Consider the following 15,193-nt stretch of genomic DNA (forward strand, 5'->3'; position numbering starts at 1 on the left):
GTGCGCAAGACCGACGCGGTGACCATGCGCCTGCTGCTGGATTCCGACCGCACCGGCGGCAGCGTCAGCACGCTCGAGGTCACGATGGCGTCCGGCGCCGACGGCGCGACTCCGCACTACCACACGCTGTCCGACGAGCTGTTCTACGTCGCCGAGGGCGAATTGCAGGTGCTCGCGGGCGAGGAGATCACGACCGTCGCCGCGGGCGGCGCGATCACGGTGCCGCGGTTCATGCCGCACGCCTTCGGCGCCGCACCCGGTTCACCGGCGCGGATCCTGATCGCACTGACCCCCGCCGTGCAGCGCTTCGGCTACTTCCGGCTGCTCGAGCGGGTGGCCTCCGGCGAGGCCACCCTCGCCGAACTCGCCGCTACCCAGGACGAGTACGACAACCATTTCGTCGACGCGCCGAACTGGTGGGCCGAACGCAACGCCCACCGGGCATGAACCCGAGCGCAGCGCGGCACGAGACGCCGACGGCCGCGGAAGCCGGTCGACCGGTCTGGCGAGTGGGCCGGTCAGGGCTTGCTGACCGCTTTGCGCCGGTTGGCACCACCCCGGCTGCGGAGTTGCACATGCGACTCCACGAGCACGTTGTGAATGAATCCGTACGAGCGGCCGGTCTCCCGCGCCAGCGAACGAATGCTGGCGCCCGCCTCGTATTGCTTCTTCAGCTGGGTTTGCAGCCGGTCGCGCGACTTGCCCGTGACGCGCGTTCCCTTACCCAACATCGACTTCCCCTGTGCGGGCCTGTCACTCATGGCTTCCTCCGGTCGCCGTGCAGCCTCATTCCAGGCTAGACACTCGACTCGCAGTGATCAACGCCTCACTGTGATGAAACTCACCGATTGCGAGGATCTTTCGGCGTGTCTCGGCGCGTCGCAGGAAGCATTCGCCACGCTCAGGCCAGCTGAATCAGTTCCAGGTAGTCCTGCGACCAGTGATCCTCGGTGCCGTCGGGCAGCATGATCACCCGTTCCGGATTCAACGCCTCGGCCGCACCCGGGTCGTGGGTGACCAGAACGACCGCGCCCGCATAGCTGCGCAGCGCGTCGAGAACCTGTTCGCGCGAGACCGGATCGAGGTTGTTGGTGGGCTCGTCGAGCAGCAGCACGTTGGCCGCCGAGGAGACCAGGCCGGCCAGCGCCAGCCGGGTCTTCTCACCGCCGGACAGGGTGCCGGCCGGCTGGTCGAGCTGCGGGCCGGTGAACATGAACGCACCCAGCAACCCGCGCAGGTCCTGCTCCCCCGCGTCAGGAGCCGCGTGGCGGATGTTCTCCCAGACGGTGGCGTTGTCGTCGAGGGTGTCGTGCTCCTGGGCGAAATACCCGATGCGCAGCCCGCGTCCCGGATCGATCTGTCCGGCGGTCAGCGGCTCGACGCCCGCGAGCAGACGCAGCATGGTCGTCTTACCCGCGCCGTTGAGGCCGAGGATCACGACCCGGCTGCCCTTGTCGATGGCCAGGTTCACTCCGGTGAAGATTTCCAGCGATCCGTAGAGCTTGGTGAGGTTGGTGGCCATCAGCGGTGTCTTGCCGCAGGGAGCGGGTTCGGGGAACTTGATGCGGGCCACCTTGTCGGCCACGCGCACGTCGTCGAGTTCGGAGAGCATGCGCTCGGCGCGCTTGACCATCTGGTGTGCCGCAGCGGCTTTCGTCGCTTTCGCGCCGAGTTTGGCGGCCTGCTGCTTGAGCGCGGAAGCCTTCTTCTCCGCGTTGGCGCGCTCGCGGACACGGCGCTGTTCGTCGGTGGCGCGGGCGTCGAGATACTTCTTCCAGCCCATGTTGTAGATGTCGGCCTCACCGCGCACGGCGTCGAGGAACCACACCCTGTTCACCACGTCGGCGAGCAGGTCGACGTCGTGGGAAATGACGATCAGGCCGCCGTCGTGGTTCTGCAGAAAGCCGCGCAGCCAGGTGATGGAGTCCGCGTCGAGGTGGTTGGTCGGCTCGTCGAGCAGCAGCGTGGTATCGGATTTGCCGCCGGAGCCGTCGGAGGCGGAGAACAGGATCCGCGCCAACTCGATGCGGCGGCGCTGACCGCCCGACAGGGTGCGCAGCGCCTGGCCCAGCACCCGATCCGGCAGACCGAGGCTGTGGCAGATGCGGGCGGCCTCGCTCTCGGCGACGTAGCCGCCCAGCGCCGAGAATCGCTCCTCGAGCCGACCGTACTTGCGCACCGCCTTCTCGCGTTCGGCGTCGTCGACGACCTCGGCCATCAGGGCCTGCTGCTTCTCCATATCGCGGATCAGCTTGTCGAGCCCGCGCGCCGAGAGCACCCGGTCGCGGGCCAGCACGTCGAGATTTCCCTCACGCGGATCCTGCGGCAGATAGCCGATTTCGCCCGAACGAATCACCTTGCCGGCGTAGGGTTCTCCTTCACCGGCCAGGATGCGCAGCGTGGTGGTCTTGCCCGCGCCGTTGCGGCCGACGAGACCGATCCGATCACCGGCCTGCACCCGCAGCGCCGAACCCGGCGCGGTGAGCAGGGTGCGGATTCCGGCCCGGACCTCCAGGTCGGTCGCGGTGATCACAACAGTCTCCTAGCACGGTAAGGGGGCGAACGGTTCGATTGTGCATCCCTCGGACACACCAGAACCACCCATTTTACCGGCTCTCGACGGTCACTCGGCCACCACCCGCAGGGTGCGCAACGTCGGATCGGCGGGATCGGGCAGATTCATCCCGTTCTCCACTCCGGACCGCAGGTAGTCCACGACCGCGGCGCCCGTTCGGCCGTGTGCAGCGCGTCGGTGAGCAATTTCTCACCGTGCTCGACCATCTGGCGGCGCCGGCCGTCGATGGCCGCGTAGAGCAGCACGTTGGGGCTCGTCGTGGTGAGCAGTTCGGCGCACAGCTTCAATTTGTCGACATCGACCAGATCGCCCTGGACGTGGAAGACCGAACCCTGTTCGAAGCCGGCGCCCATCTTGTGCACGCTGACCACGCAGACATCGGCGCCGGCATCCATCGCCCAGGTCGGCAGATCGGGATGGAACGGCAGATGCGCGCCCCACGCCTCGTCGATGATCAACGGCTTGCCGCGGCGATGACAGACCTCCGCGATACCGGAGATGTCGGCGCAGGTGCCGTACGGGCTCGGACTGACGATCAGCGCGCCCGCGGCATCGGGATATTTCTCCCAGGCCCGCTCGACCTGCTCGGGCGACGGCGGATGCGACAGGTGCCGCGGCCATCAGCTTGGATGCCGATGGTGATCGCGTACCGCTCAGCGCAGGGCCGGCAGTACTTCCTTCTCGTATGCGGTGAAGAAGCCCTCCAGATCCGGTCCGATCTGGCCGACGTAGACCTCGTCCGCGCCGGCTTCCACACAGGTGCGCAGCTGGTCGATGTGGCGCTGCGGGTCCGGTCCGGCGGCGAAGTGCCGCCGTGAGGCCTCGCGATCGAGCAACGACATCGCGTCCTCGAAATCGGCGGGGCGCGGCAGGGTCTGGCCCAGCTGGCCCGGCAGCAGTTCGTTGGACCACAGCCGATGCGCGGCGTCGACCCCGGACTCCTCGTCGGCCGCCCAGCTCACCTTGGTGCCCATCTGCACCGGTTTGGCGCCTCCGCCGCTGCCGCGGAACAGGCCGACCAGCTCCGCGTCGGGCATGCTCGTGCAGTAGCCGTCACCGATGCGCGCCGCCAATTCCGTTGCCTGCGGGCCGAATCCGGACACATAGATCGGCACCGGCTGTTCCGGCAGGGTATAGATCCGCGCCTCCTGCACCTCGTAGTGCTCGCCGCGGTAGGTCACCAGATCACCGCGATGCAGGCGGCGGATCACGTCCACGGCTTCGGCCAGCATCTGCAGCCGCTCCCCCGGCGGGGGCCACGGATCGCCGAAAATGTGCTCGTTGAGCGCCTCACCGCTGCCGACGCCGAGCACGAAGCGGCCGTCGAGTTGCACGGCCGCGGTGGCCGCGGCCTGGGCGATGATCGCGGGATGGATGCGCACCGTCGGGCAGGTCACGGCCGTGGTGATCGGTAGCGACGTGGCCTGGGACAACGCGCCGATCGTGCCCCAGACGAACGGACTGTGCCCCTGGGCGTCGTTCCAGGGATGAAAGTGATCGGAAATCCACAGCCGCTCGAAACCGGCCTGCTCCGCGCGCTGGGCCTGTTCGACGAGTTCCTTCGGCCCGAATTGTTCGCTGGCGAGAAAATATCCGATGGCTGCCATGTCCGGCGGTTACCCAGCAGCCGCGCCGGTATTCGGCCGCCCGCGCGCACCAGCTCACCGGTGACCGGCACTCTCGACCGAATATTTTCCGGCCGAGTCGGCGAGGCGCATCCCGTGCCCGGCGCCCCCGCCGGTCGCGAGCGCCCCGTCGCGGACCTCGGGCACACCGTCGACCAGCAGTGGTTCCAGGCGGCTGTGGTCGATGAACCACTCCACGTGGCGCAGGTGGGCGAACGAGGACACGATCGGCGCGTGCAGCGCGGGCGCGCAGTGCGCGGAGATGTCGAGGCCGTGCGCGGCGGCGAGCGCGGCGCATTCCAGGAAGCCGCTGTAGCCGCCGCAGCGGGTCACGTCCAGTTGCAGACAGTCCACCGAGCCGATCAGCGCGGCCGCGTCGTAAGGGCGGTAGACGTATTCGCCGGCGGTCACGTCGCAGCGCAGCGCCGCGCGCAGCAGGGCCAGACCGGGGGGATCGTCACTGGTGACGGGCTCTTCGAACCAGATCACACCGTGCCGGTCCAGGTCCGTGCCGACCCGGCGGGCCAGGGCGGTGGAGTAGGCGCCGTTCGCATCGACCATCAGGCGGGCGCGGTCGCCGAGCAGCCCGTTCGCGAAGGACACCCGTTCGAGATCCCGATCGATCCGCTCGCCGCGGTCCTCGCCGATCTTGATCTTGACGCATCGGCATCCCGCCGACAGCCAGCCGTCGATCTGCTCGCCCAGCTCGTCGTCGGTGAGAGTGGTGAAACCCCCCGAACCGTAGACCGGGGTCGCCGGTCGCACGGCACCGAACAGCCGGCTCAGCGGCACATCGAGCAGGCGCGCCTTCAGATCCCACAGGGCGATATCGACGGCGCTGAGCGCATGGGCCACGACCGCGGCGGTGCCCAGATTGCGGCAGGCGCGCTGCATCCGGATCCGGCAGTCGCCGATATCGAACGGCGAACGCCCGGCGAGGACCGGCGCGAGCACCTCGCGCACGATCGCGGCGGTGGCGCCGCCGCTGTAGGTCCACCCCAGTCCGGTCTGCCCGCCCGCATCGATTTCCACGGTCACCGCGGTGGTCGCCTCCCACCGCAAGGTGCCGTCGGCTTCCGGCTCCGGCGTCGGGAAGCGGTAGACCCCCACCCGGACCGCCTCGTCGATGGTCGCCGTCACTTCCGGTCCTTCGCCGCCAGCGCCTCGGCCAGCAGTTCGACGGCGTGGCGGGGATCGGCGTCCGGTTGCAGCTGTCTGATCTGGGTGCGGCAGCTGAACCCGTCGGCGAGCACCACGGTACCCGGATCGCGCTCGCGCACGGCCGGCATCAGCTTGTCCTCCGCGCAGGCCACCGAGACGTCGTAATGGCCGCGTTCGAAGCCGAAATTGCCTGCCAGACCGCAACATCCGGCATCGAGGACCTCGACGTCGGCGCCGGTCGACGACAGCAGTTCCCGATCGGTGTCGTAGTGCATGATCGCGTGGTGGTGGCAGTGCGGCTGCACCATCGCGGTGGTGGCGACGTGCGGCGGGTTCCAGTCCGGCGCCCGTTCGGCCAGCAGTTCGGCCAGTGTGTAGGTCTGTTTCGACAACCGCTCGGCATCCTGGTCGCCGTAGAGCAGTTCGGGCAGATCGGCCCGGAACACGGCCGCGCAGCTGGGCTCGAGGACGACGATCGGTGTGCTGTTGCGCAACTGTGGCGCCAGCACCCGCAGTGTGCGGCGCAGCACCCGTTTGGCGGTCGGCAGCTGCCCGGTCGAAATCCAGGTCAGCCCGCAGCAGACCGTGCGCTCGGGCACGATCACGGAGAAGCCCGCGGCCTCCAGCACCGTCACCGCGGCTTCGGCGATGCCCGGTTCGAAATTGTTGGTGAAGGTGTCGGGCCACAACAGCACGGTGCCGCGCTCCCCCGTCGTGGAGCTCGTGTGGTGGCGGAATGCCCGGGTGAACCGAGTGCGGGCGAAGCGCGGCATCTCGCGTTGCCGCGCGATGCCGCCCGCCGCCGAGACCAGGCGCCGCAGGCCGGGAGTGTGGGTCACCGCATTGGCGAGCGGAGCCACCGAGGTGCCCAGCCGGGCCCACAGCGGAATCCAGCCCATCGAATAGTGGGCCATCGGCCGGACCCGGTGTTCGTAGTGGTGAGACAGGAATTCGGCCTTGTAGGTGGCCATGTCGACATCGACCGGGCAGTCGCTGCGACATCCCTTGCAAGCCAGGCACAGATCGAGCGCGTCGCGGACCTCGGTGGACCGCCAGCCGTCGGTGATCGCCTCACCCTGCAGCATTTCGAACAACAGCCGGGCCCGGCCGCGGGTGGAATGCTCCTCCTCGCGGGTGGCGCGGTAGCTGGGACACATCACCCCGCTGCTCTCGCCGCGGCATTTGCCGACACCCACACAGCGTCCGGCCGCCTCGCTGAACCGATGGTCGTCGTCGGGAAAGGCGAAGTGCGTCATCGGTTCCCACGGCCGGTAGGCGCTGCCCTGACGCAGATCCGAATCCAGCCGGTGCGGCTCGACGACCTTGCCCGGATTCATCCGATTGCGTGGGTCGAACAGTGCCTTCACCTCACCGAAAGCGCGAACCACCTTGTCTCCGAACATGATCGGCAACAGTTCCGCGCGCGACTGGCCGTCGCCGTGCTCCCCGGACAGCGACCCGCCGTAGCTGCTCACCAGGCGCGCGGCACGTTCGACGAAGCGCCGATAGTGCGCAATGCCGTCGGCGGTGCGCAGGTCGAACGGGATGCGGGTGTGCACACAGCCGTGACCGAAATGCCCGTAGAGCGAACTGGATTCGTAGCCGAATTCGTCGAGCAGCGCGTCGAAGTCGCGCAGGTAGTCGCCGAGCCGCTCGGGCGGGACCGCGGCGTCCTCCCAGCCCTCGTGCGTTTCCGGGCCGTCGGGCGGATAGGCGGTGGCGCCCAGTCCGGCCTCGCGGGCGGCCCACACCTCGGCCTCGCGGTCGGGATCGTCGAGGATGGTGGAACTCGCCTCGGTGGCGCGCTCGAGGTCGGCGATCATCTTCTTCGCCCGCGCGTCGGCCTCCTTCTGGTCGTCGCCGTCGAATTGCACCATCAGCCAGGCCTTCCCGTCGGGCAGCTGCGAGATGGCCTTCGCCGCGAGGTGCCGGCTGTGCTCCAGTTGGACCAGACGATGGTCCAGGCCCTCGAGCGCGGCCGGGTCGTGCGGCAGGATCCGGGAGACCGCGTCGGCGGCGTGATAGACGTCGGGGAAGCCGAGGACGGCCATCGCCTTCGCGGCCGGCACCCGCACCAGCTCGATCTCCGCGCGCAGGACGGTCACCAGGGTGCTCTCGCTGCCGACGAGGAACTTCGCGATATCGAATCCCCGCTCCGGCAGCAGCGCGTCGAGGTTGTAGCCGGAGACGCGGCGCGGAATGTCGGGATAGGCCGCGCGGATGTCGTCGGCATAGCGGTCCCGGATCTCCCGCAGGCGGCGGACCAGTTCGTCGGCCTCCGGATTCGTGCCCGGGATCGGATCCTCGGCACCCACCCAGGCGCGCAACCCGTCGTAGGTGAGGATCTCGAGCCGGCGCACCGAATCGACCATTTTGCCGTAGGCCTGTGCGGTGGCACCGCACGAGTTGTTGCCGATCATCCCGCCGATCGTGCAGCTGACGTGGGTCGAGGGCTTGGGCCCGACCATCAGCCCGGACGCCTTCAGCTGGTGATTGAGCGGGTCGAGCGCGATACCGGGTTCGACCACGGCCGTGCGGGTTTCGGCGTCCACGGCGAGCAGCCGGTGGCAGTATTTGGTCCAGTCGATGACGACCGCCGTATTGCAACTCTGCCCGGCGAGGCTGGTGCCGCCACCGCGCGAGAGCAACGGGACGTCGTGGTCGCGGCAGATGCCGACCGCGACCGCGGCGGCTTCCGGTGTGCGCGGAACGACCACGCCCAGCGGCAGCGCGCGATAGTTCGAGGCGTCGGTGGAATAGGTGGCGCGAGTTCCCGAATCGAAACGGACCTCCCCGTCGACCGCCTCCTTCAGTGCGGTCTCGAGCGCCTGCAGCGGCCATCGATCTCGATTCGAGCCGCGGTGCGGGCGGGCCGTGCGATCCGAAATCGTCATTCGTGCACCCCTGTCGTGGTCGGCCGGATCACGTGCGGCCGCACCTCGCCAGCGGGCGGCCGGACACCGCGCGAATACCCGGCCGACCGCAGGTCACACCCGCCGAATCGGACACGATGCCAGGCGATCCCCTGCCGCATAACGCCGCGCGTCCCGGGTACGCGGCAGATACGGCGCCCGCGCGATATGCCCTCGGGCGCCGGACAACCGCGCGAAGAGGAGGAGACCGAGTGAGCGCACAGTCACCGGTAGTGGTGGTCACCGGAGCCAGCGCCGGAATCGGGCGCGCCACCGCACGGCGCTTCGCCGCCGACGGGGCGCGCGTGGCGCTGCTGGCCCGCGGGCGCGCCGGACTGGACGCCGCCGCGAAGGACGTCGAGCAGGCCGGTGGTGCGGCATTGCCGATTCCGACCGACGTCGCCGACCACGACGCCGTCGAGGCAGCCGCCGACCGCGTCGAGCAGCAGTGGGGTCCGATCGACGTCTGGGTGAATTCGGCGTTCACCTCGGTCTTCGCGCCCTTCACCGAGATCGAGCCGGAGGAGTTCCGCCGCGTCACGGAGGTGACCTATCTCGGGTCGGTGCACGGTGTGATGGTGGCGCTGGCCCGGATGCGCCCACGCAATCGCGGCACCATCGTGCAGGTCGGGTCCGCGCTCGGCGAACGCGCGATTCCGCTGCAATCGGCCTACTGCGGCGCCAAGCACGCGGTCAACGGATTTCTCGAAGCGGTGCGGGTGGAGTTGATGCACGAGCGCAGTGGCGTGCACGTGACGATCGTGCAGGCACCCGCGGTCAACACACCCCAATTCTCCTGGGTGCGTTCACGTTTGCCGAAGAAGCCGCAGCCGGTGCCACCGATCTACCAGCCCGAGGTGGTGGCCGACACCATCGCCTTCGCCGCCGAGCATCCCGAGCGCAAGCAGTACTGGGTCGGCGCGAGCACGGTCGGCACCGTCGTCGCGCAGCGGCTCGCGCCCGCGGTGCTGGATCGCTATCTGGCACGCACCGGCTACGACTCGCAGCAAACCGACGCCGACGAATCCGAGCGGCCGGACAACCTCTGGCGCCCGCTCGACGACGAACACGGCCACGACTTCGGCGCCCACGGTGACTTCGACGGCCGGGCCCACCGGCACAGTCCGCAGGCGTGGATGTCGCGCTGTGTCGAATCGGTGGCCGGTTCGGTCGCCCGGATGGCCCGGCACCGACCAACCATCGGCCCCGCCGGCCGCGGTTGAGCACGGCAACCGCGGGTACCCGCCCGGCGACCAGGGGGCACGCAGCACATCCCCGCGGGCTCGACACGGAGAGGACAGGACAGATATGGCGCAACAGGTTGCTGACTACGTCGTGGCCCGGCTCAACGAGTGGGGCGTGAAAGAGGTTTTCGCCTATCCCGGAGACGGAATCAACGGTCTCGTCGCCGCTTTCGGCCGCACCGACGACCGGCCGACGTTCGTCCAGGCCCGGCACGAGGAGATGGCGGCGTTCTCGGCCACCGGCTACGCGAAATTCAGCGGGCACGTCGGTGTGTGTATGGCCACCTCCGGTCCGGGTGCGATCCATCTGCTCAACGGCCTCTACGACGCCAAACTCGACCACGTCCCGGTGGTGGCGATCATCGGCCAGACCGCGCGCAGCGCGATGGGCGGCAGCTATCAGCAGGAGATCGACCTGCAGAGTCTGTACAAGGATGTGGCCTCCGAATATCTGGTCGAGGTCAACGTCGCCGAACAGCTGCCCAACGCCCTCGACCGGGCCTTCCGCACGGCCTGGACCCGGCGCGCACCCACCGCGGTGATCATTCCGGCGGATCTGCAGGAGGAGACCTACGAGCCGCCACAGCACGAATTCAAGCAGGTGCCGTCGAGCCCGCCCGCCGAGATGCATTCGGTGGTCGTTCCGGCGCGCGCGGAGATCGAGCGCGCCGCGGAGGTGATCGGCGCCGGTTCGAAAGTGGCGATCCTGGTCGGCCAGGGCGCCCGCTCGGCCGCGCGCGAGGTGACCGAACTCGCCGAGATCACCGGCGCCGGCGTCGCCAAGGCGCTGCTCGGCAAGGATGTGCTGCCCGACGATCTGCCGTTCGTGACGGGCCCGATCGGGTTGCTCGGCACCCGCCCCAGCTACGAGCTGATGCGTGATTGCGACACTCTGGTCATCATCGGTTCGAACTTCCCCTACAGCCAATTCCTGCCGCCGCTGGATCAGGCCCGTGCCGTGCAGATCGATATCGACGGCACCATGATCGGCATGCGGTATCCGACCGAGGTCAATCTCGTCGGTGACGCGAAAGCCACACTGGCCGAGATCATTCCGCTGCTGAAGCCGGTGAGCGACCGGTCCTGGCGGGAGACGATCGAGTCGAATGTGGCGCGCTGGTGGGAGACCGTGGAGCGGCAGGCGTTGCTTACCGCCGAACCGGTCAATCCGATGCGGGTGGTCTGGGAACTGTCGCAGCAGATTCCGGACAACGCCATCGTCACCGCCGATTCCGGCTCCTCCACCAACTGGTACGCGCGCTGCCTGAAATTCCACGGCAGCATGCGCGGCTCGCTGTCGGGCACACTGGCCACCATGGGGCCCGGTGTGCCGTACGCGATCGGCGCGAAGTTCGCCCACCCGGATCGCCCGGTGATCGCGCTCGTCGGCGACGGCGCGATGCAGATGAACGGTTTGGCCGAATTGATCACCATCGCCCGCTACACCGAACAGTGGAGCGATAAGCGACTGGTGGTGTGCGTCTTCCACAACAACGACCTCAACCAGGTGACCTGGGAGCTGCGGTCCATGGGCGGTTCACCCAAATTCGAGGATTCGCAGTCACTTCCGGACATTTCGTACGCGGACGCCGCGCGCTGCTTCGGCCTCGCGGCGATCGAGGTCGACGATCCGGAGCAGTTGGCCGGGGCCTGGGAACGGGCGCTGACCGCGGATCGCCCGACCCTGCTGGACGTGCGCTGCGATCCGGAGGTTCCGCCGATCCCACCGCACGCCACCTGGGATCAGATGAAGGCGACCGCGGAGGCCGTGCTGCGCGGCGACCCGAACGCCTGGCATCTGGTCACTCAGGGCATGAAGACCAAGGCACAGGAGTTCCTGCCCGGGCGCCGTTCGGGCGAGGACGACTAGGTCATTCGCGGGCGGCGCCCCAATCGGTCAGCGAATGCCTGGCGTGCCGTAGGGCGCACCGGAACTCCGCACGGTCACCGCGAGGCGCCACGGTGTCGAACAGGGCGGCCGCCACCGCCGCTACGACCGCGATGATCAGCAGAGTTGTCATATCGGTCAGTCTGCGACGACCGGCCACGAAACAACAGAGCCACTACCACATCACTGGCCCGGACGCCGGGCATCGGACCTGCGACCGATGCCCGGCTTCCGCTGCGCAACCGGCACGCGGGTAGGTACCATCGGCTCCCGGACCTCAGATCATGGTTCGGCCCAACGCTTTTGGCATCACGACTGGTGACGGCTGCCGCCGTCGACGTCCACCACGACCGTTTGGAGTTGTCTTCTGTGACCACGCCGCATTCGCTGGAATCGCCGTCGAACAGGTGTCCCGTGGCACACAGTTCACCGATCGCCGCGGACGGACCTCGTGTTCCCCTCTACACCGAGGAATTCGCCGTCGACCCGCGCGGCGGATATGAGCGGATGCGCGCCCACCACCGCTCCTTCGCTCCGATCGAACTCGCTCCCGGCGTGCCGGCGACCCTGGTGATCGGTTATCAGGCCGCGCTGCGGATTCTCAACGATCCCGAGCATTTCCCCGCCGACCCGCGGGCCTGGCAGCGCACCGTACCGGCGGACAGCCCGATTCTGCCGATGCTCGGCTGGCGCCCGAATGCGTTGCGCAGCAGCGGCCCCGACCATGCGCGGTTCCGCGCCGCCAATGTCGCCGCCATCGACGGGGTCGACCTGCACACGCTGCACACCGTCGTCGAGCGGGTCGCGATCCCGCTGATCAACTCGTTCACCGTCGACGGCCGTGCCGACCTGCTGACCCAGTACATTCGCCCGCTGGCGTTCACCAGCCTGAACACGATGCTGGGCATCGAACCCGATATCGCCGAGCGGGTCGCGGCCGGGCTGGCACCCATCTTCGACGTCACCGGTGACGCGGCGGCGGGCAACCGGATGCTGGCGGCCGCCCTGCAGGAACATACCGACCGCAAGCGTGCCCACCCCGGCGACGACATCACCTCCCGGCTGATCGCGCACGAGAGCGCCCTCGACGACGAGGAGGTGATCAATCAGCTGGTGAGCCTGTACGGCGCGGGTATCGAACCGCAACTGCATCTGGTCGCCAACGCCCTGCTGCTGATGATGACCGACGAGCGGTTCTCCGGAAATCTGCTCGGCGGCACCCTCACCACCCGCGACGCCCTGGACTGGGTGCTGTTCAACAACCCGCCGCTGGCGAACTACTGCGCGAGCTACCCGCGCCAGCCGATGCTCATCGACGATGTGTGGCTACCGGCGAATCAGCCCGTGCTGATCGGCATCGCGGCCTGCAACAACGATCCGCAGGTGCGCGAGGGCGATCGCAACGGCAACCGCTCCCATCTGTCGCTGGGCGCCGGGCCGCACGCCTGCCCGGCCCGCCGGATCGCGTATCTGATCGCCCAGGACACCGTGGATCAGCTGCTGGACGCGCTGCCCGATATCGAGCTGGCGGTTCCGGTAACGGAATTGCAGTGGCGCCCAGGACCTTTCAACCATGCACTGGCCGCACTGCCGGTCACCTTCCCACCGTCCCCGCCGCTGCAGAGCCCGTTCGCCTGACCCGGCTGCGCCGTTCGCCCCGCACGGTTGCGCCATTCGCACGACGGGCGTGCGGACCGCGCGCGGGTTACCGTCGTGACATGCACACCCTCGTGATGACCGGCGCGACTCGTGGAATCGGCCGGATCGCCGCCCGGGAGATTCTGCGCATCGCACCGGATACGCGACTCCTGGTACTGGCACGCGGCGAGTCCGGACCGCAGGTGTGTGCGGAACTGTCCGGGGCGGGGTACGCGGCCTCGCATGTGGAGGCCGATCTCGCCTCGCTGACCGGTATTCGCTCGGCGGCGCGGCGAATCCACGAACTGCTCGATCGCGGTGAGGTGCCGCCGCTGGCCGGATTCGTCGGCAATGCCGGGATGCAGTACACCGAGGCGACCATCGCGACCGAGGACGGGCTCGAGGCCACCTTCGCCGTCAACGTCGTGGCCAACCATCTACTGCTGCGCCTGCTCGGCGACCGCTTCGTGGTGCCCTCGCGGATCGTGATCACCGTCAGCGACACCCATTTCGGCGATCTGCGGCACAACCTGGGCATGGTGCCCGGCCCGGTGTGGCACTCCCCCGATGTGCTGGCCCACCCCGGCGCCTTCGCCGATCCGTCGAGTACGGCCGCGGGCCGCACCGCGTACTCGACGAGCAAGCTGGCCATGATCTACCTGGTCCACGAATACGCGCGCCGGCTTCCGGCCGGAATCGACATCCTCTCCTACAATCCGGGTTTCGTCCCCGGCACCGGATTGACCCGCAACGCCGGGCCGTGGGAGCGCTTCGCCGTCCGCCGCCTCGCGCCCGCGCTCACCTGGACGCCGCTGGCGAGCACGCCGAAGACGGCGGCCCGGCGCCTCGCCGAGGTGGTTACCGGAGCCGTCCCGGCCGATTCCGGTAGCTACATCGATCGCTACCGGGTCGCCGAATCGTCGCCGGAGTCCTACGATCCGGCGCGCGAACGCGATGTGTGGGAGTGCGCCGAACGTCTCACCGCCGCGCATCCGGCCTGAGCCGCCGCACCTTCCGCTAGCGTGATGCCACCGAACGGAAGGATCACCGGTGAAAGTGCATCTGCAGGTGGAGGGTTCGCCGCTACGTGCCCGCGACAGCGCTCGCGCGATCGCCGCGCTCGGCGCCGACGGCATCTTCTCCTTCGAGGGCCCGCACGACGTGTTCGTGCCGCTGGTTCTCGCCGCCGCGGAGACCGATCTGCACCTGATGACCAATGTCGCCATCGCCGGGCCGCGTAGTCCGCTGCACCTGGCGCACACCGCCTACGATCTGCAGGCGCTCAGCGGCGGACGGTTCCGGCTGGGGCTGGGGTCGCAGATCCGGGTGCACATCGAGAAGCGGTACGGCAGCCGGTGGGGACGTCCGGCCGCGCGCACCGGCGAATCGGTCGCGGCGGTGAAGGCCATCCTCGCGGCATGGGAAGGCCACGCGCCCTTGGATTTCCGGGGCGAATTCTTCACCCATACGCTGATGCCGCCGACCTTCGATCCCGGCCCGAATCCGTTCGGCCCGCCGCCGGTGCTGATGGGCGCGCTCGGACCGGTGATGACCCGAACCGCCGCCGAGGTGGCCGACGGACTGCTGGTCATGCCGTTCAACAGCGCCACGCATTTCACCCGGCGCACGGTGCCGGCGCTGCGGCGCGGGCTGGCCGAATCGGGCCGCACACTCGACGAATTCGAGGTGGTCGCCCAGGCCATGGTCGCGCTCGGCCGTACCGCCGGTGAGCTGGCCGCCGCGGTCGACGCGGTCGCGCGGCTCATCGCCTTCTACGCCTCCACCCCGGCCTACCGCCCGGTTCTCGACGCCGAGGGCTGGGGTGAGGTGCAACCCGAACTCAACGCCCTGTCGAAGCAGGGCCGCTACGCCGAGATGCGGGGGCTGATCACCGAGCCGATGGTCCGCACCATCGCACTGGTCGGGTCCCCCGCCGAATGCGCGGCGCAGGCCCACGCCCGCTTCGGCGACTACGCCCGCGACATCTGCTGTTACTTCCCGGGCTACGAGCCCGCGGCCGGCGACGTGGCCGAGTTCGTGGCCCGGTTGCAGTCCTCGGAATAACGGACAGAAATCTACTTCTCATTCGGTGGAAACTGCACATCAACGCTCCCGGACACGCCGTGCGGATGGCGCACGAGGGCGCCGAC

General features: G+C 68.8%; 12 protein-coding genes and 1 pseudogene. 6 read left to right on the plus strand and 7 right to left on the minus strand.

All coding sequences use genetic code 11. The features are described 5' to 3' along the window. Window positions 1-33 precede the first annotated feature (33 nt). Window positions 34-447: a cupin domain-containing protein gene (locus C8258_RS00300; RefSeq protein ID WP_369974697.1), complete on the plus strand. Its 414-nt coding sequence runs from the start codon at window positions 34-36 to the stop codon at window positions 445-447. 71 nt (window positions 448-518) lie between these two features. On the opposite strand, the gene C8258_RS00305 is transcribed toward C8258_RS00300, so the two are convergent. The 6 genes and pseudogenes from C8258_RS00305 to C8258_RS00335 all read right to left on the minus strand — a co-directional run bounded on the left by C8258_RS00305 (window position 519) and on the right by C8258_RS00335 (window position 8,255). Beyond that, window positions 519-761 (minus strand): helix-turn-helix domain-containing protein, encoded by a 243-nt coding sequence (locus C8258_RS00305; RefSeq protein ID WP_051024681.1) that lies wholly within the window; start codon window positions 759-761, stop codon window positions 519-521. A gap of 140 nt (window positions 762-901) precedes the next feature. Further along, window positions 902-2,533 (minus strand): ABC-F family ATP-binding cassette domain-containing protein, encoded by a 1,632-nt coding sequence (locus tag C8258_RS00310; protein ID WP_036502358.1) that lies wholly within the window; start codon window positions 2,531-2,533, stop codon window positions 902-904. 194 nt (window positions 2,534-2,727) lie between these two features. After that, window positions 2,728-3,189, minus strand: a pseudogene (locus tag C8258_RS00320) (ornithine decarboxylase); the annotation flags it as partial. Window positions 3,190-3,228: 39 nt separating this feature from the next. Then, the gene (locus C8258_RS00325; RefSeq protein ID WP_106953352.1) at window positions 3,229-4,182 is read right to left on the minus strand and encodes a TIGR03557 family F420-dependent LLM class oxidoreductase; all 954 of its coding nucleotides are present in this window, start codon (window positions 4,180-4,182) and stop codon (window positions 3,229-3,231) included. A 54-nt stretch (window positions 4,183-4,236) separates the two neighbouring features. Beyond that, a complete protein-coding gene (locus tag C8258_RS00330) occupies window positions 4,237-5,340 on the minus strand; it encodes an enolase C-terminal domain-like protein (RefSeq protein ID WP_106953353.1) in 1,104 nt (367 codons plus the stop codon). Next, window positions 5,337-8,255, minus strand: a complete 2,919-nt coding sequence (locus C8258_RS00335) for an FAD-binding and (Fe-S)-binding domain-containing protein (protein ID WP_106953354.1) — start codon at window positions 8,253-8,255, stop codon at window positions 5,337-5,339. The genes C8258_RS00330 and C8258_RS00335 overlap by 4 nt, the downstream gene beginning before the upstream one ends. Before the next feature lie 230 nt (window positions 8,256-8,485). On the opposite strand from C8258_RS00335, the gene C8258_RS00340 reads away from it, so the two are divergent. Both C8258_RS00340 and C8258_RS00345 read left to right on the plus strand, forming a co-directional pair. Then, complete coding sequence (locus C8258_RS00340; RefSeq protein WP_233224796.1) at window positions 8,486-9,496, plus strand: SDR family oxidoreductase; 1,011 nt, start codon at window positions 8,486-8,488, stop codon at window positions 9,494-9,496. Between the two features lie 85 nt (window positions 9,497-9,581). Further along, window positions 9,582-11,387 carry a thiamine pyrophosphate-requiring protein gene (locus tag C8258_RS00345; RefSeq protein WP_106953356.1) on the plus strand — a complete coding sequence of 602 codons (1,806 nt, stop codon included), beginning with the start codon at window positions 9,582-9,584 and terminating at the stop codon, window positions 11,385-11,387. 1 nt (window position 11,388) lies between these two features. Here C8258_RS00345 and C8258_RS32420 read toward each other — a convergent pair whose 3' ends face one another. Beyond that, the gene (locus C8258_RS32420) at window positions 11,389-11,538 is read right to left on the minus strand and encodes a hypothetical protein (protein ID WP_157121512.1); all 150 of its coding nucleotides are present in this window, start codon (window positions 11,536-11,538) and stop codon (window positions 11,389-11,391) included. Window positions 11,539-11,819: 281 nt separating this feature from the next. Between C8258_RS32420 and C8258_RS00350 the strand changes: the two genes are divergently transcribed. The 3 genes from C8258_RS00350 to C8258_RS00360 all read left to right on the plus strand — a co-directional run bounded on the left by C8258_RS00350 (window position 11,820) and on the right by C8258_RS00360 (window position 15,107). Beyond that, entirely contained in the window at window positions 11,820-13,043 is a 1,224-nt protein-coding gene (locus C8258_RS00350) for a cytochrome P450 (protein WP_369974684.1), read from the plus strand. An 80-nt stretch (window positions 13,044-13,123) separates the two neighbouring features. Beyond that, a complete protein-coding gene (locus C8258_RS00355) occupies window positions 13,124-14,044 on the plus strand; it encodes an SDR family NAD(P)-dependent oxidoreductase (RefSeq protein ID WP_106953357.1) in 921 nt (306 codons plus the stop codon). Between the two features lie 49 nt (window positions 14,045-14,093). Beyond that, window positions 14,094-15,107, plus strand: a complete 1,014-nt coding sequence (locus C8258_RS00360) for a TIGR03617 family F420-dependent LLM class oxidoreductase (protein WP_106953358.1) — start codon at window positions 14,094-14,096, stop codon at window positions 15,105-15,107. The last annotated feature ends 86 nt before the right edge of the window (window positions 15,108-15,193 follow it).

Origin of the sequence: Nocardia sp. MDA0666 (assembly GCF_003023875.1) — a bacterium.
Lineage (GTDB): Bacteria > Actinomycetota > Actinomycetes > Mycobacteriales > Mycobacteriaceae > Nocardia > Nocardia aobensis.